Annotated in this window: 16 protein-coding genes; 11 read left to right on the top strand and 5 right to left on the bottom strand. The window is 32.7% G+C overall.

The window, feature by feature from the left end:
• Positions 1-3 precede the first annotated feature (3 nt).
• Positions 4-1,830 carry an ABC transporter ATP-binding protein gene (locus tag ACZ5N4_RS18940; protein WP_464204072.1) on the top strand — a complete coding sequence of 609 codons (1,827 nt, stop codon included), beginning with the start codon at positions 4-6 and terminating at the stop codon, positions 1,828-1,830.
• 54 nt (positions 1,831-1,884) lie between these two features.
• On the opposite strand, the gene ACZ5N4_RS18935 is transcribed toward ACZ5N4_RS18940, so the two are convergent.
• Positions 1,885-2,793, bottom strand: a complete 909-nt coding sequence (locus tag ACZ5N4_RS18935) for a chemotaxis protein (RefSeq protein WP_464204070.1) — start codon at positions 2,791-2,793, stop codon at positions 1,885-1,887.
• Between the two features lie 266 nt (positions 2,794-3,059).
• Positions 3,060-3,218, bottom strand: a complete 159-nt coding sequence (locus tag ACZ5N4_RS18930; protein ID WP_464204069.1) for a hypothetical protein — start codon at positions 3,216-3,218, stop codon at positions 3,060-3,062.
• 114 nt (positions 3,219-3,332) lie between these two features.
• Here ACZ5N4_RS18930 and glgB point away from each other — a divergent pair, with 114 nt between their 5' ends.
• From glgB to glgD, 6 genes are all read left to right on the top strand, one after another.
• Complete coding sequence (glgB, locus tag ACZ5N4_RS18925; protein WP_464204068.1) at positions 3,333-5,387, top strand: 1,4-alpha-glucan branching protein GlgB; 2,055 nt, start codon at positions 3,333-3,335, stop codon at positions 5,385-5,387.
• Positions 5,387-6,814 carry a glycogen synthase GlgA gene (glgA, locus tag ACZ5N4_RS18920; protein ID WP_464204067.1) on the top strand — a complete coding sequence of 476 codons (1,428 nt, stop codon included), beginning with the start codon at positions 5,387-5,389 and terminating at the stop codon, positions 6,812-6,814. Before glgB ends, glgA begins: the two co-directional genes overlap by 1 nt.
• Before the next feature lie 188 nt (positions 6,815-7,002).
• On the top strand, positions 7,003-9,438 hold the full coding sequence (locus tag ACZ5N4_RS18915) for a glycogen/starch/alpha-glucan phosphorylase (RefSeq protein ID WP_464204066.1): 2,436 nt from the start codon (positions 7,003-7,005) through the stop codon (positions 9,436-9,438).
• Between the two features lie 156 nt (positions 9,439-9,594).
• Positions 9,595-11,466: a glycoside hydrolase family 13 protein gene (locus ACZ5N4_RS18910; protein ID WP_464204065.1), complete on the top strand. Its 1,872-nt coding sequence runs from the start codon at positions 9,595-9,597 to the stop codon at positions 11,464-11,466.
• A gap of 52 nt (positions 11,467-11,518) precedes the next feature.
• The gene (locus ACZ5N4_RS18905) at positions 11,519-12,670 is read left to right on the top strand and encodes a glucose-1-phosphate adenylyltransferase (RefSeq protein ID WP_464204064.1); all 1,152 of its coding nucleotides are present in this window, start codon (positions 11,519-11,521) and stop codon (positions 12,668-12,670) included.
• Between the two features lie 36 nt (positions 12,671-12,706).
• Positions 12,707-13,822, top strand: coding sequence for a glucose-1-phosphate adenylyltransferase subunit GlgD (gene glgD / locus ACZ5N4_RS18900; protein WP_464204063.1), 1,116 nt, complete (start codon positions 12,707-12,709; stop codon positions 13,820-13,822).
• A 228-nt stretch (positions 13,823-14,050) separates the two neighbouring features.
• Here the strand turns inward: glgD and ACZ5N4_RS18895 are convergent, their stop codons facing one another.
• Positions 14,051-14,869, bottom strand: a complete 819-nt coding sequence (locus tag ACZ5N4_RS18895) for a hypothetical protein (RefSeq protein ID WP_464204062.1) — start codon at positions 14,867-14,869, stop codon at positions 14,051-14,053.
• Between the two features lie 266 nt (positions 14,870-15,135).
• Here ACZ5N4_RS18895 and ACZ5N4_RS18890 point away from each other — a divergent pair, with 266 nt between their 5' ends.
• The 4 genes from ACZ5N4_RS18890 to ACZ5N4_RS18875 all read left to right on the top strand — a co-directional run bounded on the left by ACZ5N4_RS18890 (position 15,136) and on the right by ACZ5N4_RS18875 (position 20,259).
• Positions 15,136-16,359, top strand: a complete 1,224-nt coding sequence (locus ACZ5N4_RS18890) for a DUF3798 domain-containing protein (protein WP_464204061.1) — start codon at positions 15,136-15,138, stop codon at positions 16,357-16,359.
• Positions 16,360-16,479: 120 nt separating this feature from the next.
• Positions 16,480-18,102, top strand: coding sequence for a sugar ABC transporter ATP-binding protein (locus ACZ5N4_RS18885; RefSeq protein WP_464204060.1), 1,623 nt, complete (start codon positions 16,480-16,482; stop codon positions 18,100-18,102).
• The gene (locus tag ACZ5N4_RS18880; protein WP_464204059.1) at positions 18,099-19,133 is read left to right on the top strand and encodes an ABC transporter permease subunit; all 1,035 of its coding nucleotides are present in this window, start codon (positions 18,099-18,101) and stop codon (positions 19,131-19,133) included. The genes ACZ5N4_RS18885 and ACZ5N4_RS18880 overlap by 4 nt, the downstream gene beginning before the upstream one ends.
• A 4-nt stretch (positions 19,134-19,137) precedes the next feature.
• A complete protein-coding gene (locus ACZ5N4_RS18875) occupies positions 19,138-20,259 on the top strand; it encodes an ABC transporter permease subunit (protein ID WP_464204058.1) in 1,122 nt (373 codons plus the stop codon).
• Between the two features lie 111 nt (positions 20,260-20,370).
• On the opposite strand, the gene ACZ5N4_RS18870 is transcribed toward ACZ5N4_RS18875, so the two are convergent.
• Complete coding sequence (locus ACZ5N4_RS18870) at positions 20,371-20,745, bottom strand: hypothetical protein (RefSeq protein WP_464204057.1); 375 nt, start codon at positions 20,743-20,745, stop codon at positions 20,371-20,373.
• Positions 20,746-20,993: 248 nt separating this feature from the next.
• The gene (locus ACZ5N4_RS18865) at positions 20,994-22,085 is read right to left on the bottom strand and encodes a GIY-YIG nuclease family protein (protein WP_464204056.1); all 1,092 of its coding nucleotides are present in this window, start codon (positions 22,083-22,085) and stop codon (positions 20,994-20,996) included.
• Positions 22,086-22,087 lie beyond the last annotated feature (2 nt).

Here is a 22,087-nt window from a genome sequence, read left to right as displayed (position 1 = left end):
TTTATGGAAAGAATCGATGAATATAAAATAACGGAAAAGTTTAATCTTGGTATCTGGAAAAGATTTTTTAAATATTTATATGAATTTAAGAAAGGTCTTATTATAATGGCTTTTCTAATGATTATAGTAGCGGGAATAGATGCAGTGCTGCCTCTTTTAACTAAATATGCTATAGATAATTTTATCGCAAAGAAAAGCACAGATGGACTCAAAGCTTTTACTATGGCTTACTTTGGAGTATTTGCTTTTCAAGCCTTGAATGTCAAGCTTTTTATAATGCAGGCCGGTAAAATAGAGACGGAACTGGCTTATCATATAAGAAAACTTGGGTTTAAAAGACTTCAGCAGCTATCTTTTTCTTACTACGACAATTCTTCAGTGGGATGGCTTATGTCGAGAATGACTTCTGACGTAACAAGGCTAAGTGAAATAGTATCCTGGGGATTGATTGATATGGTGTGGGCCGTATCGATGATGATAGGATTTTTGGCTATTATGTTATATTACAACGTTGAAATGACACTTATAAGCATGTGTGTAGTTCCAGTATTATTTGTCATAGGAATGTTTTTTCAAAGGAAAATTTTAAAATCTTACAGAAAAGTTAGGAAATTAAACTCACAGATAACTGCGGACTTTAGTGAAGAGGTAGCAGCTGCAAAAACTACTAAGACTTTAGTACGTGAAAATGAAAATTTAAAAGAGTTTAAGAGAGATGCCGACAGCATGAGACACTCAGCAGTAAGGGCAGTAATGTTTTCATCACTATTTCTTCCCATAGTTATATCCATGGGAAGCATAGGAACAGGGTTAGCTCTTTGGTTTGGAGGAGATAAAGTAATTACGGAAACTTTAACCTATGGTACTTTTGTAATGTTTATTTCATACACTATACAGTTCTTTGATCCATTAAGTAGATTGGCAGAAACTTTAGCGGAACTGCAGAATGCTCAGGCTTCAGCAGAGAGAATAATAACTCTTGTAGAGACAGAACCAGATATATGGGATAAAAAAGATGTAGTGAAAATTTATGGAGACTTATTTAATCCAAACAAAGAAAATTGGGAAAGGATTTACGGAGAAATAGAATTTAAAAATGTAAACTTTTCTTATAAAAATGGAGAAAAAGTACTGCAGAACTTCAATTTAAAGGTCAAAAAAGGAGAAACTATAGCCTTGGTTGGAGAAACTGGTTCCGGGAAGAGTACTATTGTAAATTTACTATGTAGATTCTATGAACCAAATAGTGGAGAGATATTAATCGATGGAAAAGATTATAGAGAACGATCTCTTTTATGGCTTCAATCAAACTTAGGTTATGTTCTTCAAAGCCCTCATTTGTTTAGCGGAACCATCAAGGATAATATAAGATATGGAAAACTTGATGCTTCGCAAGAGGAAATTGAAGAAGCAGCAAAGCTTGTAAATGCTCATAATTTTATTATGAATATGGAGAAAGGCTATGACACTGAGGTGGGAGAAGGCGGAGGAAATCTATCCACGGGAGAAAAACAGCTTATCTCTTTTGCTAGAGCAATTATAGCAAATCCGGCTATTTTTGTACTGGATGAAGCTACTTCATCTATTGATACAGAAACAGAAAAAATGATAGAAAATGCTATAGAAAAAACTCTATCAGGGAGAACAAGTTTTATAATAGCCCATAGACTCTCTACCATAGTATCGGCAGATAAAATTCTTGTTATAAGAAAAGGCAAGATAATAGAAGCTGGAAATCATAAAGAATTGCTAAGAAGAAAAGGATACTACTATAGATTATATACAAATCAGCTACTTCAAGAAAAAGAACTAGAAAGTAAGAGAATATAATATAGGAATTAAAGGCGGAAGGTTAACTTTTCGCCTTTAATTCCTATAAACACACTAACGAGCTATATTTTTTATCATAAGCTCATCTACCAATTTTACTAGATTATCTATTTCAGGTTTACTCATTTGAGCATCAGCTCCAACAGATACTCCTTTATGAGATAAATCATCGGTGATTAATGAAGAGAAAATTATTACTGGAAGATTTTTTAATATTTTATGTTCTTTAATCTTTCTGGTAAGTGTATGACCATCCATTCTTGGCATTTCTATATCGGTTATAAGTATTTGTGCTTCCTCAATAAATTTTTCCTTCTTTTCTTCTACAAGATCATATAAATAATTTAAAGCTTGTTCACCATCATCAAAAAAACTCAAATTACTGAATCCAGCCTTTGTTAGAGTATCTTTTAATAAGCTTCTTATTAAGAAAGAATCGTCTGCTAGCATAAGTTTAATATTGGATCTATCTTTATACTCAACATTTTCAATTCTTTCTTCACTTATACCTACTTTTGGATTTATATCGGTAACTATTTTTTCAAAATCCAATAAGAAAAGTATCTTATCATTAAGTATTATATTGCCTATAACTAAAGAATCAGCGAATAGATTATCTGGTTTAGTTATTCTGTCCCATCCTATTCTATGAGTTCCTACCACTCTATCAATATTAAAAGCAACTCTAGATTTATTGAATTCACATAGTATTATAGTGTTCTGTTTAGATACCTCAGAGTTTTTTTCTAATACATATTTTAAGTTTACAAGGGTTATAATTTCATCCCTATTTAAAATAAGTCCAGCAATAGTAGGAGGTGCTTGAGGAAGTTTAGTTAAGTTGTCTGTTTCCAACACTTCTTTTACTTTTATTACATTTATTCCATAGTGTTTGTTATTAATTACGAATTCAAGTATTTCGACCTCTCCAGTTCCACTTTCTAATAAAATATTTGTTTCCACGATTTCAACCTCTTTTCTAAGCTTAAATTATATTTAGATCTAGATTTAATTTAAAAATTACAGAAAATATTATTTATTAAAAATAAGCTTTATCTTTGTATAAATTATACGTGAAATTAGCTTATTTTTCTATATTTTTCATGTTTTTATTTTTTTATTAATCTCATATTTTATATTTTCATGTTGTTACCTCTTCTACTGTTACCCAAGGCTATTGAGCCTGCATTGCATCCAGTAAGACCTTTTATAATAAAGGTAAAAGGAGGCTACATTGCATAACTAGGACTTAATAAATCGAATAAAGATAATCCTATAGTGGTAGATAGGCCAGCATTTTTGCCGATTAAAACAGCGGTAATAAAATCAATATAGCTTGGAATATCTATATAAAGCGTACAGTAATCATTTTCAGCATAAGATTCCACTGAAAAGCTTCAATTATGAATATTTGTACTATTTTTAGAAGGTAAACAAAAGGTTTTGTAGAATTAATGAACAAGTAGAAATATTTATAAATTTCTTAAAAAGAGGTGAGAAGTATGAGAGTGAAAAATAAAATCTATGAAAAGAGTAGAACTATTATATCGGATTACGATATTCACCTTTTTCATGAAGGAACCCATTATAATTGTTATGAATTTATGGGAGCACATTATGTAAAAGAAGACAGAAGGTGGGGAGTAAGATTTACTGTCTGGGCCCCAAAGGCTGCAGAAGTAAGGGTGGTTGGAGAATTTAATGACTGGCAATCTAAAAAAGAATACTCTTTTGAAAGATTGAATGATGAAGGATTATGGAGTCTATTTGTGTCAGGACTAAAGGAAAATTTTATTTATAAGTATGAAATAACCCAAAAGAGCGGCAAAAAGGTTTTAAAAGCCGATCCATATGCAATTTATAGTGAAAAAAGGCCCAATACTGCCTCTTATGCTGTGAAAAAGAAAAATTTCAGATGGGGAGATAAAAGGTGGCTGGAGTATAGGAATTCTCAAAATATATATGAAAACCCTATAAATATTTATGAGGTACATCTAGGTTCGTGGAGAAGAGATGAAAAGGGAGAGTTTTTAAATTATAGAGAAATAGGAGATAAGTTAGCTTCCTATGTGAAAAGTATGGGTTATACACATGTAGAGCTAATGCCTATAATGGAACATCCTCTAGATGACTCTTGGGGCTATCAGCTTACTGGATACTATTCTGTTACAAGTAGATATGGTACAATAGATGATTTTAAGTATTTGATAAATACACTGCATAAAACAGGTATAGGGGTTATATTGGATTGGGTTCCAGGACATTTTTGTAAAGATGAGCATGGACTTTATAGATTTGATGGCACGCCTACCTATGAATATAAGGATATAAATAAGGCGGAAAATAGAGGCTGGGGAGCTGCTAATTTTGACCTAGGAAAACCAGAAGTAAGGAATTTTCTTATATCAAATGCATTATTTTGGCTTAGGGAATATCATATTGATGGCTTAAGAGTAGACGCAGTAACAAACATGCTTTATTTAAATTATGACAGAAAAGAAGGAGAATGGACTCCAAATAAAAATGGCGGCAGTGAAAATCTTGAGGCCATAGAATTCTTCAAAGAGTTAAGTAAATCCTTGTTTAAAGAATTTCCCAATTTATTAATGATTGCAGAAGAATCCACGTCATGGCCTATGATAACCAAACCTACAGATATAGGAGGAGTAGGCTTCAATTTTAAATGGAATATGGGATGGATGAATGACATTTTAGAGTATATAAGTTTAGATCCTGTATATAGAAAACATCATCACAACCGCATAACCTTCTCTATAATGTATAATTACTCAGAAAATTTCATATTACCTCTATCTCATGATGAGGTAGTACATGGGAAAAAGTCTTTGATAAATAAGATGTGGGGCGACTATTGGAACAAGTTTGCAGGGTTAAGACTATTTATGACTTACATGTTTACGCATCCAGGTAAAAAGAGTACCTTTATGGGAACAGAATTTGCTCAATTTATAGAGTGGAGACATTATGAAGAATTAGAATGGAAGCTTATTGAAAATTTTGAGATACACAAGAGTACTCAGGAATTTTTTAGAGATTTAAACAATTTATATAGAAAAGAAAAAGCTTTATGGCTTTATGATTATAAATTTGAGGGATTCAAGTGGATTGATGCAGACAACTCAAATCAGAGTATATTAATTTTCATGAGAAAAACCAATACACCAAAGGAAACTCTAATTATTATATGTAATTTTACCCCTATGGTCTATTACGATTACAAAATTGGAGTTCCATACCTAGGAGAATATAGTGAGCTTTTAAATACAGATAGCAAAAAGTATGGTGGATCGGGACAAACAATGGAGAGTACACTTTATGCAGAGAAAAAACCTTGGCACAAGGAGCCATATCATATAAAAATTAAAGTCCCTCCTATGGCTGCAGTCATACTTAAGATAGATAAAATTTACAAATTAAATGATAAAAAACATAGAGAAATAATAGAAATGATAACTGATGATGAGGAGAAAAGAGATAAGCAAGATATAAAGGGAGTAGTGAATAAAAAGGACAAAAATGAAAGGAAAGTGGAATAATGAAAATATTATTTATAGCCTCTGAAGCGGATCCTTTTATTAAAACAGGAGGGCTAGCAGATGTAGCCTACGCTCTTCCTAAGTATCTTAAAGCTTTAGGGATAGATGCAAGAGTTGTAATACCAAAATATAAAAATATAAAGCTAAGGGACAAATACAGTATAAATTTTAAAAAATCTTTTACAGTTCCTGTAGGTTGGAGAAATCAATATGCTGGAGTATTTGAATGTGATGTAGATTCAGTTAGATATTACTTATTGGATAATGAATACTACTTTTTAAGAGATAATCTTTATGGGCATTATGATGATGGAGAGAGATTTGCATATTTTGATAGAGCAGTACTTATGATGTTAAAGGAGATAGATTGGAAGCCAGATGTTATACACTGCAATGATTGGCATACAGGTATGATACCAGTGCTATACAAACTTCAGTATGGTAAAGAGGATTTTTATAAGAACATAAAAATCTTATATAGCATACATAATATATTATTCCAAGGAAATTATGATGCAAGTATATTAGGTGAACTTTTTGGATTTAGCGATGATATATATAAAGACGGCAGTGTAGAATTGTATGGAGCAGTAAGTTTTATGAAGGGTGGTATAAACTACAGTGATAAGTTATCTACTGTAAGCAGAAGTTATGCTCAAGAAATTCAAAGCCCTTATTATGGAGAAAAATTAGATGGACTTCTGCAAAGCAGAGCAAGTGATCTCTCAGGCATAGTAAATGGAATAGACTATGATATTTATAATCCAGAAAAAGATACCGTTATATACAAAAACTATAGCAAAAATAATTTAGAAGATAAGGCAGTTAATAAGCAGGAACTTCAAAAACAATTAGGGATTAAGGTAAGTGAAGAAATACCAATGATTGCTATAGTCTCAAGACTTACTGCCCAAAAGGGAATGGATTTAATAAAGCATATAGGTGAGGAGCTTGTAAATAGGGATATACAGCTGGTGGTACTTGGCACCGGAGATAGTGATTATGAGGGGTATTTTAAATATCTTCATGAAAAGTATCCACAGAAGGTCTCTGCCAATATATATTTTGATGATGTATTAGCCCATAGAATATATGCAGCTTCAGATATATTTTTAATGCCGTCTTTATTTGAACCTTGTGGATTAGGTCAGCTTATAGCTTTAAGATATGGAACTTTGCCTATAGTAAGAGAAACCGGTGGACTTAAGGACACTGTAAAATCATACAATAAGTTTACTGGCGAAGGCAATGGTTTTAGTTTTACTGATTACAATGCCCATGACTTACTTTATGTTATAGAAACAGCACTGCAACTCTATAAAGATAAAGATCTTTGGAAAAGCATAGTAATTCAAGCCTTAGAAAGTGATAATAGCTGGAACAAGTCAGCTGAAGCTTATAAAGAGCTTTATGAAAGTATGCTTTAGTCTATCTTAATATTTTATATTAGGAGGTTAAAGTCCTAAATGGACTTTAACGGGTAATTTTTCTAGGTAAAAGTTCTAAATGAACTTTTACGGGTAACTTGTGAGCGGAAGCGAAAATCTTAAGTTACCCAGTACCCGAAGGGAAGCAAGCAAAATTACCCAGTGTTCCGACTAAAAGGAGGAATTAGATGTTAAAAATAGATAAGGAAACTTTTACAAAAGACTATGAAGAAAAATTTATAGAAATTCATGGAAAAGACTTAGCGGAAGGAACAGACTATAACAAATATGAGGCTTTGGCAAGTCTTACTAGAGATTATGTAGCTAAAACCTGGAGTAACACAAATAAAAGGTATAACACCACTGGAGAAAAGCAGGTATATTACTTCTCTATGGAGTTTTTACTTGGAAGGTTGTTAGACAATGCCTTGAGCAATTTAGGTATAAGAGATATATGCAAAGAAGCACTTAATGATTTAAATATAAATCTTGATACTTTAGAGGTTTTAGAGGAAGATCAAGGGCTTGGCAACGGTGGGTTAGGAAGATTAGCTGCTTGCTTTTTAGATTCTATGGCTTCTCTAAATATACCTGGACATGGCTGTGGCATAAGATATAAATATGGATTTTTTGAACAAAAGATAATAGATGGCTCACAAATAGAAGCGCCAGATGAGTGGTTGAAAAATGGTAATGTATGGACAATAAAAAAGTCAGATAAGGCTCAAATAGTTAGATTTGGTGGAAAAGTAGATGTGTCCAGTGAAAATGGTAAACTAAAATTTAATCATACAGAGTATGAGCCTGTCTTAGCAGTTCCTTATGATATCCCTATCATAGGTTATAAAAATGACGTGGTTAACACTTTAAGGCTTTGGAGTGCAGAGCCTTTATATGACGAATTTGATTTTTCTTCTTTTAGTAGAGGAGACCATTTAAAGGCTATAGAGTATAAAAATTCTATAGAAGCTATATCACAGGTCTTATATCCTGATGATAGTTTTTATGAGGGAAAAATGCTTAGATTAAAGCAGCAATACTTCTTTGTATCTGCTGGAATTCAAAGTATCATAAAACATTTTAGAACTTATGGAGGGTCTTTAAAGGATTTAGATGAAAAGATAGCTATACACATAAATGATACTCACCCTACCTTGGCTATTCCAGAGCTTATGAGAATTTTTATGGATGAAGAGAATTTTAGTTGGGATGAAGCTTGGAGAATGACTACTAATATAATATCCTATACAAATCATACGATTTTAGCAGAAGCTTTAGAAAAATGGCCTGTGGAAATGTTTAAAAGTTTATTGCCAAGAATTTATATGATTGTAGAGGAAATAAACAGAAGATTTTGTGAAGAACTTTGGAATAAGTATATTGGACAATGGGATAAAATCAGTAAAATGGCCATAATATCCGATGGCTATGTAAAGATGGCACACCTAGCTATAGTAGGAAGCCATAGTGTAAATGGTGTGGCTAAACTTCATACAGAGATACTTAAGAAACAGGAAATGGCTGATTTTTATTATTTCTATCCTAAAAAATTCAACAATAAAACTAATGGAATAACCCATAGAAGATGGCTTATGAGAGCGAATCCTCAGCTTACAGATCTTCTTAAAGAAACTATAGGAGATAGTTTTATAAAACATCCTACCGATATGGAGGCTTTCGAAGCTTATGCAGGTAATAGGACAGTTCAAGAAAGGCTGCAGAATATAAAGTTTTCTAATAAAAAGAAACTTGCAGAATACTTGAAATTTAATCAAGGAATTTCTATAAATCCAAATTCTTTATTTGATGTTCAGGTTAAGAGGATTCATGCTTACAAAAGGCAGGTTTTGAATTGCTTAAGAATAATGGAACTTTACAGAAGACTTATAGAAAACCCTAATTTAGATATAATTCCTAGAACCTTCATATTTGCAGGTAAGGCAGCGCCGGGATACTACCTTGCTAAAAATACTATTGAACTTATAAATGCCGTGGCTAATAAAATAAATAATGATTCAAGGGTAAATGAAAAAATAAAGGTGGTTTTTGTCCCAAATTATAGAGTTTCCGTAGCTGAAGCCATAATTCCAGCTGCTGATTTAAGTGAACAAATATCAACTACCACTAAAGAAGCTTCAGGTACAAGTAACATGAAATTCATGATGAATGGAGCAATTACCATAGCTACATTAGATGGGGCAAATATAGAAATAAGAGATGAAGTTGGAGATGAAAATATCGTCATTTTTGGTATGACGAAAAGAGAAGTTCTAGACTATTATCATAAAGGAGGCTATTCGGCCTGGGATATGGTTAATAGAGACTATAGAATAAAGCAAGTTACAGAAGATATAGTAAATGGATTTTACTGCAGTGACAAAGAAAAGTTCAAGTCCATTTATGAACACCTTATCACCTATAATGATGAATTTTTTGTGCTTAAGGATTTTGACACCTATTTAAAGGCACAGAAGAGGGTAGATAATTTATATAGAGATTCTTCAAAGTGGCAATCTATATGTGCCGTGAATATAGCACATTCCGGTATATTCTCCAGCGATAGAACAATACAAGAATATGCCACAGGTATATGGGGTTCAGGATATTTATATAAAAATCTTTAGCGCTTAACTCACACCTTGGGATATGTTTACATCTTTTTTAGCAGGATAAACACATTTAAATGTGTTTTTAATAATGTAAATGTGTCCCTTTACATAAGATAACCTTTTGCATTAGAAACCATAAAGGATTAATTACTTGAATGAGAGGTGACTTTTATGGACTACTATATAAAACATAATTCATGGGAAGAGAGGTTCAGAAAACCCTTTGGAGCAGTAAAATCGGGAGAAAAGGTTTATATAAACTTGGAGGCAGAGAATTTTAGTAAAGCCGAAATAGTTCTTATATATTTTGACGGAGCAGAAGAATGCATAGAACTTTCTTCAAAAAAAATTAATGAAAATCTATATAATTATTTTACTGAGATAAATATAAAAGAAGAATACAAGGGATTAATAAAATATCATTTTAAACTTTATAGGGATTGTAGGGTTATATATTATGGCAATAATTTAGATGTCTTAGGAGGAGAAGGAAGAGTTTATCAAAACTCACCGAAAAGCTATCAAATAACGGTGTACAAAGACTTTAAAGTTCCTATATGGTTTAAAGAAGGTATAGTATATCAGATATTTGTAGATAGATTTAGAAATGGTAATAAAGATGGAAAAGTGGATAATCCTAAGAAGAACAGCTTCATATATGGAACTTGGCAAGATGAGCCAATGTATATAAGAGACGTTAATGGTAAAGTAGTTAGATGGGATTTTTACGGTGGGAACCTTAAAGGAGTTATTGAAAAACTAGAATACTTAAAGAATTTAGGTGTGGATATAATTTATTTAAATCCAATCTTTGAAGCTTCCAGCAATCATAAATATGACACAGCTGATTATAAGTCTATAGACCCTATGTTTGGTGATGAAAATATATTTAAAGAACTTTGCCATAAAGCAGAGCAATTAGGAATAAAAATAATATTAGATGGAGTTTTTAATCATACAGGGTCAGATAGCATATATTTTAATAAATTTGGAAACTATTCAAGTTTAGGAGCATATCAATCAAAGTCCTCTACCTACTATAAATGGTATATATTTAGTGAATATCCAGATAAATATGAGTGCTGGTGGGGGATAGACAACCATCCAAGCATAGATGAGATGAATGAAAATTATATAAATTTTATAATAAGAGATAAAGATTCTGTAATTAATAAATGGATGAAGCTTGGCGCCAGTGGATGGAGATTAGATGTAGCAGATGAGCTTCCAGATGAGTTTATAAAATTGATTAAATCTCATATCAAAGAGATTAAGGAGGATTCTGTATTGGTAGGAGAAGTCTGGGAAGATGCATCTAACAAAATAAGTTACTCAAGAAAAAGACAATATTTATTCGGAGAAGAATTGGACTCAGTAACAAATTATCCTTTTAGAAATTTAGTAATTAGCTTTATAAACTCACAAATTACTGCAGCAGATTTTATAAGAAATATCATGAGCCTTTATGAAAATTACCCTAGGGAAAGTTTTTACTGTAACTTAAATATACTAGATACTCATGATACGGAAAGAATTTTAACTTCAATAGGTAAAGATGATAGAAAAAATATGTACAAGCTTATCATGGCTTTATCCATTCAAATGACCATGCCAGGAGTTCCACTTATATATTACGGAGATGAAACAGGGCTTACAGGCGGTAAAGACCCTCTAAATAGAAAACCTTATCCATGGGAACATGAAAATATAGATATTTATAATATTTACAAAACAATTATAAAACTAAGAAAAAAACATGAGTTTTTTGTTAAGGGAGACTTAAGCTTCCATAACATAAATGAAGATATACTTTGCTATGAAAGAAACTATGGTAAGACAAAAGCAATAATAATAATAAATAAGTCTGAAGAGAAATTTTATAATATTAGATTAAAGTCTCTAGGACTTGAAGGTTATCAGCATATTGAGGACTTGAGCATAAGTATTAATAAGTTATTAGATGAAGAGTTAGCAGAAAAAGATATAACTTCAGAACATGTAAAAGTAAACCCGTTAGAGACCAAAATATACAAATTTATATAAAGTTATATATTTAATATTTCTAATAAATTGGTTCATGAGGAGAGGGTGCTATATGTTAAAAAAAGAAATTGTGGCAATGATATTGGCAGGAGGTCAAGGTTCAAGATTGGGTATACTTACAAAAAGACTTGCAAAGCCTGCAGTTCCTTTTGGTGGAAGGTATAGAATAATTGATTTCACTTTGAGCAATTGTTCTAACTCAGGCATAGATACTGTAGGAGTATTAACACAGTATAAGCCTTTAGTGCTTAACTCTCATATAGGTATAGGTAGTCCTTGGGATCTTGATAGAAGAGATGGAGGGGTATATATTCTACCACCTTACCAAGAAGAAAGCGGAGGAGACTGGTATAAAGGTACTGCAAATGCAATATATCAAAACAGTTCCTTTATAGATAGCTATAATCCAGAATACGTATTGATTTTATCTGGAGACCATATATACAAAATGAATTATGAGAATATGCTGAGATACCACAAAGAAAAAAATGCAGATGCTACTATAGCAGTTATAGACGTACCTTTAGAAGAGGCAAGTAGATTTGGCATTATGAACACCAATGAAGATGAATCAATATATGAATTTGAAGAAAAGCCTAAAAATCCTAAGAGTACAAAAGCATCTATGGGAATTTATATATTTAACTGGAAGCTTTTAAAAAGATTTTTAAGAGAAGATCAGCATAACAAAGAATCCAGTAACGACTTTGGAAAAGACATAATACCTAAGATGCTTTATGAAGGTATGAAAATGTATGCCTATGCTTTTCAAGGATATTGGAAAGATGTAGGTACTATAGAAAGTTTGTGGGAAGCAAATATGGACTTGCTTAGAGAAGATAACGAACTAAATATGCATGATAGGAGCTGGAGAATATATTCTGAGAACCACGTTAGACCTGCACAATATATAGGACCTAATGCATTGATTAAAAATAGTCTTTCTGTAGATGGCTGTGAAATTTATGGGGAGGTAAGTAATTCCGTATTATTCTCAGGGGTCATCATAGGTAAAAATTCTAAAATAATAAACTCTGTAGTGATGCCAGATACCAAAATTGGAGATAACGTAATCATAAATAAGGCCATTGTAGGAAGTAATGCAGTTATAAGGAGAGATTGTATTATTGGAGATGGGAAGAAGGTCACAGTGATAGGTGGAAGCGAAGATATAAAAGCAGGGTCCATCGTTGCAAGAGAATAAAGTGAAAATTTAAGGGATTTTTACAGGAGGGGTATTATGTTAAAAAATTGTTTGGGTATAATTAATTTAGACGAAAATGAAGATAAAATAAAAGAGCTTACAAGAAATAGACCTTTAGCTTCTATTCCAATAGCAGGAAGGTATAGAATTATAGATTTTATATTATCAAATCTAACTAATGCAGGTGTTGAAAGTATAGGAATATTTTCTAAGATGCAATCCAGGTCTTTAATGGATCATTTGAGTAACGGTCGTCCTTGGGATTTAAACAGAAAAATAGATGGACTAAGATTTTTCAACTTCACCACTACAGATCCTTGTATAGATGACATAACTAATTTTGCAAATAACATAGAATATCTATATAGAGCCAAACAAGAATATGTTATATTTGCTTCTTCTCATATGATATGTAATATTGATTTTAAATCTATATTAAAGAATCATATAGAGTCAGACTGTGATATAACTATGGTGTATAAAAAAGTAGGAGATGCAGACGAAAATTTCTGCGGCTGCGAGGCTTTAAACATAGATGAAGAAGGAACTGTGCTGAGTGTTGGGAAAAACATAGGAAATAAGAAAAATGCAAATATTGGCATGGGAATCTATATAATGAAAAAGGAGTTTTTAATAGACATAATTAATGAATGTACAAGTACAGGTTTCTACAGAAAAGTGAAATCATATATATATAATTCCTTAGATAGGTTAAAGATAGGAAGTCATGAATTTAAGGGATATTTAGCTTGTATAAATTCTTTAAAGTCCTACTACAAGGCAAGCATGGATTTGTTAGATCACAAAATAAATAAGGAGCTTTTTTCACAGGAAAGGCCTATATATACAAAGACCAATGATGAAATTCCTGCAAGATATAATAACGAGTGTATAGTTAAAAACTCTATAATAGCTAGCGGGTGTTTAATTGAAGGAACAGTAGAAAATAGTATAATCTTTAGAAGAGTTAAGGTTTCTAAAGGAGCAGAGCTTAGAAATTGCATAATTCTCCAGAATTCAATTATAGGAGAAAATGCGAGGTTATATAATATTATTACAGACAAATATGTGATTATAAGTGACAATAAAGAACTAAAGGGTGACATAACTATCCCTCTTGTGGTGGAGAAAGATGGTAGAAAAGAATATTAGTATGAATAGAGTTATTGTGGCAATGCACTAATAGGTCCAAAATCCTCAAACTACAAAATTATTTTTCCGCACTAAATAATATAAGAATATCAACAAAAAATCACCATGTAAATTTCATGGTGATTTTCTTTTCTATTGATACTTTTTACACTCTCAAGAAAAACTGTTAATATTCCATTATTTATTCTTATTTATGTTTGTAAAGGCAAAAAATCTACTAAGATAAAATTACTTACAACTGTGCATATGCTGCATTGCCATTGGATTCATCATCATATGGCATGGATGTTTCATCATATGGCATGGATGTTTCATCATATGACATGGATACTTCATCATATGGCATGGATGTTTCATCATATAGCATGGCATCATATGACATGGCATCATAGGCTGCTGCATCATTATTGGCTGTTTCACTGGCTGAACTATTGGTTGTATATTTAAATGCATTTTTGTTGGTTCCATTTTAGGTTCTATCTTTAAATGTAGTTTTATTGGTTCTGTTGCTACTGATCCCATCTTAGGTTTTATATTTAATTCCATACTTTGTGCTTCTACTTTAGGTTGTACATCAAGCTCCATTTTAGTAGGCGGTATCATTGGCTGTATATTTAGTTCCATATTTTGAGGCTGCATCTTAGGTTGAATATTCAATCCCATATTTTGAGGCTGCATACTAGGTTGAATATTTAATTCCATAGTTGCTGGTTGTAATTTAGGTTGTATTTTTAATTCTTGTGTAGGTTGAGGTATAGGTTGTGGTATAGGTTGAGGCTTTGGTTTTGGTTGAGGTATAGGCTGAGGTTTTGGTTTAGGCATAGGCTGTGGCATAGGTTGAGGCTTTGGTTTAGTAATAGGCTGTGGTATAGGTTGAGGCTTTGGTTTAGGCATAGGCTGCGGTATAGGTTGTGGTTGAGGCATCGGTTGAGCTGGAGGTTTAATTTTTCTTTCCATTTCTGGATCATCCATTCTATACATCATCATTGGGTACATTACAGGGTACTGAAAAGGCACAAAATCTGTAACTTGATAATTTTTATTCACAATTATCCTCCTAATAAACACTACATCGATTTATTATATGCATATTTTCTCATTATGTTCATAAAATTAAAGATTTTATTTCTTTAAAAATGCTGTATAAAAAGTGTTAATGAAAATGTGAATATTTTGATAATTTTAGAATATATTAATCATAATTAAATATAAATATAATGGAATAGGTATCGGGGGAGAGTTATAGGTGATTAGTAATTGAGAAGCTTTGCTTTTCAAACTAATATAAAAACGTATTTTAGGAGGGGAATGTTTTGAAAAAAATACTAGCATTAATTCTTACAGCAACAATGGCTCTAGGATTGGCTGGATGCGGAGGTTCAAGCAACACAAGCTCTAATGGTACAAGCTCAGATTCTAAAAAAGCGAAATTTCATATCGGTATAGTGACAGGTACGGTGGCCCAATCGGAGGATGAACTGCGTGGTGCTGAGGCATTTATCAAAGAGTATGGCGATGTAGACAAAGGCGGAATAGTAAAACATGTTACTTATCCAGATAATTTCATGCAAGAACAGGAAACAACTATAGCTCAGATTGCAGGACTTGCAGATGACCCGGATATGAAAGCTATTATTGTTAATCAGTCAGTTCCTGGCACAGTTGCAGCTTTTAAGAAGATAAGAGAAAGAAGACCGGATATACTTTTATTTGCAGGTGAGCCGCAGGAAGATACCAACATGGTAGAAGCTGCTTCTGATCTAGTAATAAATGCAGATAATGTAAACCGCGGCTACTTAATGATTCTCGCAGCAAAGAAGATGGGAGCAAAAACCTTTGTACACATTTCATTCCCAAGACATATGAGTATTGAGCTTTTATCTTTAAGAAAAACTATAATGGAACAAGCTTGTAAGGATTTAGGATTAAAATTTGCTTTTGAAACAGCCCCAGATCCAATGAGTGACGTTGGAATTCCAGGTGCACAGCAGTTCATACTTGAGAAGATGCCATCATGGGTACAAAAGTATGGAAAAGATACAGCTTTCTTCTGTACAAACGACGCACAAACAGAACCTCTTTTAAAGAAAGTTGCTGAGCTAGGCGCAATATTTGTAGAACCTGATCTTCCATCTCCAATAATGGGGTATCCTGGTGCATTCGGAATTGACCTAAAAGCTGAAGCTGGAAATTGGCCTGCAATACTCAAAAAGGTTGAACAAACTGTAATTTCTAAAGGTGGCAGTGGAAGAATGGGAACATGGGCTTATTCATATAACTATGCTTCCACAGAGGCACTTGCTGAATTTGCTAAGAGAATAATTGAAGGAAAAGCACAGAAAGATTCCTTTAAAGATTTAATGGCTTGTTATGAAAAATCTACCCCAGGAGCATCATGGAACGGTTCATACTATATAGACAGAGCAACTGGAACAGAAAAGAAGAATCATATTATGCTATATCAAGACACATATGTGTTTGGAAAGGGCTACTTAGGACAAACAAAGGAAGTAGTTCCTGACAAATATAAAAAATAAAATAATTATGACAGTATAAGAAGATATTAAAATATAGGGTTCCTAACTTAAAAGTTTCTTTAGGAACCCTATGTCTATAAAATATGAATATATCGATTCGCATGATAAGAGGTGAAATAATTGTCAAATGAGAGCTTATTGTTAAAGGTAGAAGGTGTCAGCAAACAATTTGAAGGTAACAAGGTATTAAAAGACATTAATTTTTCACTGGAGAAGGGCAAAATACTAGCCCTAGTAGGGGAAAATGGCGCAGGTAAATCAACACTTATGAAAATACTTTTTGGAATGACTGTTATTGCGGAAACAGGAGGGTATGAAGGACAAATATACTTAGATGGTGAAAAGATAAATTTTAAAAATCCTATTGATGCTTTAAAAGCAGGAATTGGAATGGTGCACCAGGAGTTTTCTCTTATACCTGGTTTTACAACAACAGAGAATATACTATTAAATATGGAAAAAACTAAGTCTAATGTAATATCAAAGGTACTTGGAAAAAGACTTGAAACTGTTGATATGAAGGAAATGAAAAAAAGTGCTCAAAAGGCAATTGAAACCCTAGGTGTTCAGCTTAATCCAGATACACTAGTTTCAGAAATGCCAGTGGGACACAAGCAGTTTATTGAAATTGCACGTGAAATTGACAGAGAAAAGGTTAAATTACTTATATTAGACGAACCTACAGCTGTTTTGACCGAATCAGAAGCAGAAATACTTTTAAAATCCATGAGAAGACTTGCTGATCTGGGTGTTTCTATAATATTTATTTCACACAGGTTACACGAGGTTACATCAGCCTGTGACACGCTTGTAGTACTAAGGGATGGTGTGGTGGTTGTTGAAAAACCTGTTGAAGGTGTAAATGTAAGACAGATTGCTGAATGGATGGTAGGGAGAGAGGTTGATAACAAAAAATCTGAAGAGACAAAATTTGTTGATGCTACTGATAACAACAAAGATATAATACTAGAAGTAAAAAATCTTTGGGTTGATATGCCAGGTGAAACAGTAAAGGATGTATCATTTAATGTAAAAAGAGGTGAAATTTTTGGAATAGGTGGACTGGCAGGACAAGGTAAGCTTGGAATACCAAATGGAATACTGGGCTTGTTTCCGTCAGATGGAGAAGTTATCTTTAATAATAAATCACTGCCGCTAAATTCAACCTTTAACGCATTAAAAAACGGATTAGCCTTTGTATCAGAAGATCGTAGAGGTGTAGGTCTTTTATTAGATGAGCCTATCGACTGGAATGTTGCTTTTGATGCAATGCAAATTCAGGAAAAATTTCTTAAGAGGTTTCTAGGTGGATTAATCAAATGGCGTGATGACAAAGCCATGAAAGAATGTGCACAAAAGTACATTAAGTCCTTAGAAATAAAATGTACAAGTGAGAAACAGCATACTAGACAGCTTTCCGGTGGAAACCAACAGAAGGTATGTCTTGCTAAGGCTTTTGCACTTGAGCCAAGCCTTCTATTTGTATCCGAGCCTACTAGAGGTATAGATGTTGGAGCAAAAAAGCTAGTACTTGACTCCCTAAGACGATATAATGCAGAAAACAATACCACAATTGTAATGGTATCATCTGAGCTTGAGGAATTAAAGTCTATATGTAATAGAATTGCCATTGTAAGTGAGGGGAAGGTATCTGGAATTCTATCTCCTAACGCTGAAGCGGCAGATTTTGGATTGCTTATGTCAGGTGAACATCATTTGATTGAAGAAGGTGAAAAGCTATGAATAGGATTAAAGATTTTATAAAGAATTTTGGATGGCCACGCATTATCATCGGATTATTTTTAGTATCATTGTTTATTGCGGCACCGTTTTTTGGTGTCAAAGAGGACATGTCCTTAAATGACGTTATAGTTCGTTTTGGAATGAATGCAATACTTGTTTTAGCTATGGTACCTATGATACAGTCAGGATGCGGCTTGAACTTTGGAATCCCCGTGGGATTGGTTGCAGGGCTTTTAGGTGCAGTAATGAGCTTGGAATTTAAATTAACAGGTATGATTGGGATACTAGTAGCTTTCGGAATTGCTATAGTTGCAGCAGTGATTTTAGGATACGGATATGGCAAGCTTTTAAATAAAGTCAAGGGTGACGAAATGATTATTGCTACATATGTAGGTTATTCTTTTGTGTTTTTTATGAATATGTTGTGGATAGCACTTCCTTTTAAAAATCCTGCAAGTGTACAGGGCTTTAAAGGAGAAGGTCTTCGTGTAACAATAAGTGTTCAGGATTACTGGTTTCACCAGATTAGTGATTTCTTAAGCATAAAAATAACGAATAATTTTATAATTCCAACGGGGATGATATTGTTCTTTATTTTCATGAGTTTATTAGTATGGGGATTTTTTAGGACCAAAATAGGTACTGCAATAACTGCAGTTGGTTCTAACCCGGAATTTGCAAGAGCTGCAGGCATAGATGTAGATAAAATGAGGACAGTATCAGTTGTTCTTTCAACGGTACTTGCAGCTATAGGAATGATAGTTTATCAGCAAAGCTTCGGTTTTATACAAATGTACAATGCTCCACTGGCCTTTGTATTTCCTTCTGTAGCTGCTATACTCCTTGGAGGGGCTTCTGTAAATAAAGCGTCTATTGCCAATGTTGTTATTGGAACTATATTGTTCCAAGGTATACTTACAATGACGCCTTCAGTAATCAACAGCGCAATCAGCATAGATGTTTCTGAAATTATAAGAATTATTGTATCAAATGGGATGATAGTATATGCCCTTACTAGGAAAGCGAGGTAGAAACATGAAGCTTGATAATCAATCTATGAAAAAGTTTTTGACCAGCAGCGCTGTTCCAATTCTATTTATATTAATAAGCGCAGTGGCTATACCTATTTCAAAATTTACAGGTATATATCTGATTAGAGAGATAGTTACACGTCTTTCAAGAGACTCATTCCTTGTATTGGCACTTTTGCTGCCTGTAATGGCCGGGATGGGTATTAACTTTGGAATGGTTCTAGGTGCAATGGCAGGACAAATAGGTCTAATATTTATAACTGACTGGGGTATTAAAGGGGCTGCAGGACTTGTATTAGCAATGATAATCGGAACTCCTATTGCAATACTTTTAGGGTATTTCGGTGGTGTTGTTTTAAACAGAGCAAAGGGGCGTGAAATGATTACCTCAATGATGCTTGGTCTTTTTATTGCTGGTATATATCAATTTTTTCTCCTGTATTTATGTGGATCAATAATACCAATCAAAAGTCCCACTTTGCTGCTTTCAAGAGGCAATGGTATTAGATATGGTATTAGAAATGCTATAAATTTAGATGCTACAGGCGGATTTGACAAGCTGCTCTTAATTAATATAGGAGGAGTACCTATACCTGTAGGAACATTCCTAATAATTGCTTTAATATGTATATTCACAATGTGGTTTAGAAAGACTAAGCTTGGACAGAATATGAGAGCTGTAGGACAGGATATGACGGTGTCTGAAACAGCAGGTATAAAGGTAGAAAAAACTCGTATACAATCAATCATAATTTCTACTGTTCTTGCTTGTTACGGCCAGGTTATATATTTACAGAATATAGGTACTCTAAATACCTATAATGGAGCAGATCAGGCAGCATTGTTCGCAGCTGCGGCACTACTTGTAGGTGGTGCTACAGTAAGTAAAGCTACCATACTAAATGCCATTATTGGTACTGGTTTATTCCACCTAATGTTTGTTGTTATGCCGATGGCAGGCAAAAACCTGACAGGACAGGCGATGATAGGTGAATACTTTAGAATGTTTGTATCTTATGGTGTTGTTACCTTGGCATTAGTACTTCATGCATGGAAGAGGCAAAAGGATAAAGAAATGGATAGAGCTTACCTTAGAGCAGGAAATGGTAGAAATGTGGCTAGATAGTACAACAATATAAGTATTTATAAGATTCTATGGCCAAAAGTTAACTTATACCCCGGGGTATAAGTTAACTTTCTAGTTAGTTTCTCAATATTGAGAAGACCGAATTTATCATTAAGTTCTACCCTTAAAGTTAGTACCGCATTTTTTACAAGTAACTGTAATTTTACCTTTTTTCCTAGGCACTCTAAGCTTTTGAGAGCAACTAGGGCATTTAAATATTTTATATTTTCTAAAATTATCAATTCTTACCTTAAATCTATAAATTTCTTTATTAATAATTATAAGAAAATTTTCGAAGGCATACAATTCTTGGTGTCTTTTATATTTATTTTTTGAAATACTTCTAAATACTGCATATGATACTAATAGTATTCCTGCAATCGCTGTAGATTTAGTAAATAGAAAAACTAAACCAATAATTAAAAGATACTTCGATAATTTATCCCATCCATAGGAATCATTAAAATAACGAGAAAATCTACTCAATTTAGCACTCCTTCATATAAAAATATTGTTTAATAGTGATATTCAGAATATCATACCTGCGGTTACTGTTCAAGAAAACATTTTATTAATATCACAAATTTTATATGAATAATGTAAATTTGTTAAAGAATTATGTAGTGTATTTTTAAAAGATATACTGATACTAGTGCTTATAAAGCAAATACTAATAAGAAAACAAGCTAGAATTTAGTTTTTAATATCAAAATTCTAGCTTATTTTGAGGGTTTTTATGATGTTATATCAAGGAGCAATTTATTAATTGCCTTATCAATATTTATGTTATTTGAAGTATTAAGCCACTTTTTTGAAATTACAACATGTCTGCAGCTACTAGCTTTGCTCTTTAAGTAAGTATAAATTATTTGAGCTTCATCGATGTCTTCTTTTCCAATCTTTATCGGGTTTTTTAGAGATTTATCATTAAAGTAAGTTAAAATAATGGATTTTAAAGTAGATTTTAATTCTTCTAAATTAAAGCTCTCTAGGTCATACTTTTTACTAAAAAGCACTTTATTTCCTTTAATAAGAAAAAACTTAAAGGTAGTATCACTTAGGTACTCAAGTAAAGCAATATTTTTATTGTCCTCCGTGAACTTTATAATCTTTACATTATTTAGCAGATAGTTTACTGCACTTATATAATCCCTATATTTAGCGGCATTCTCAAAATCAAATTTCTCCGATGCAACGGTCATCTTATGCTCCATTTCTTGAAGAATACTTTTGTCAGTTCCATTGAGCAGCAGTATTATTTTATGTATTGTATCAATATACTGTTTTTGGGGAGCACCATCCAAACACATACCAATACATAAGCCTAAAGAATAATTTAAACAAGAGGAAGCTTTTCGTGAACTATTGCTGCAGAGTATTTTACAACACTCTCTCATACCATTAAGAGCTCTTAGGACTGTATTTTTGCTGGTGTATGGTCCAAAATAAAGATCTCCATCATCTTTATTAGCCTCGTTGGAGATTTCAATATCAGGACATTGTTCACTGATTTTAATTTTTATATAAGAATAAGACTTTGGACTTTTCATTAGTTTGTTGTATATAGGTTTTATTTCTTTTATCATTTTGCATTCTAGCATAAAAGCTTCAAACTCAGTATCGGTAAGTTTATATTCAAAGTCTTTTATATTTTTAACTAATTTCACAACCTTTGGAGAATGTGACTTTGAGTTTTGAAAATAGGATCCAACTCTACTTTTAAGGTTCTTTGATTTTCCAACATAAATAATACTGTCAAGAGAGTCCTTCATCATATACACACCTGGTAAAGAAGGAAGTTCTTTGACTTTTGCTTTTAAATCCACAA

It is taken from the genome of Clostridium nitrophenolicum (assembly GCF_055391695.1).
Note: the sequence above shows the minus strand (reverse complement) of the source record. Positions and strands in the feature narration are given on the sequence as shown.

Excerpts from the sequence above, each read along its gene's own strand:
- ACZ5N4_RS18940 (WP_464204072.1), top strand. The coding sequence starts at position 4 with ATGGAAAGAATCGATGAATATAAAATAACGGAAAAGTTTAATCTTGGT.
- glgB (WP_464204068.1), top strand. The coding sequence starts at position 3,333 with ATGAGAGTGAAAAATAAAATCTATGAAAAGAGTAGAACTATTATATCG.
- glgA (WP_464204067.1), top strand. The coding sequence starts at position 5,387 with ATGAAAATATTATTTATAGCCTCTGAAGCGGATCCTTTTATTAAAACA.
- ACZ5N4_RS18915 (WP_464204066.1), top strand. The coding sequence starts at position 7,003 with ATGTTAAAAATAGATAAGGAAACTTTTACAAAAGACTATGAAGAAAAA.
- ACZ5N4_RS18910 (WP_464204065.1), top strand. The coding sequence starts at position 9,595 with ATGGACTACTATATAAAACATAATTCATGGGAAGAGAGGTTCAGAAAA.
- ACZ5N4_RS18905 (WP_464204064.1), top strand. The coding sequence starts at position 11,519 with ATGTTAAAAAAAGAAATTGTGGCAATGATATTGGCAGGAGGTCAAGGT.
- glgD (WP_464204063.1), top strand. The coding sequence starts at position 12,707 with ATGTTAAAAAATTGTTTGGGTATAATTAATTTAGACGAAAATGAAGAT.
- ACZ5N4_RS18880 (WP_464204059.1), top strand. The coding sequence starts at position 18,099 with ATGAATAGGATTAAAGATTTTATAAAGAATTTTGGATGGCCACGCATT.
- ACZ5N4_RS18875 (WP_464204058.1), top strand. The coding sequence starts at position 19,138 with ATGAAGCTTGATAATCAATCTATGAAAAAGTTTTTGACCAGCAGCGCT.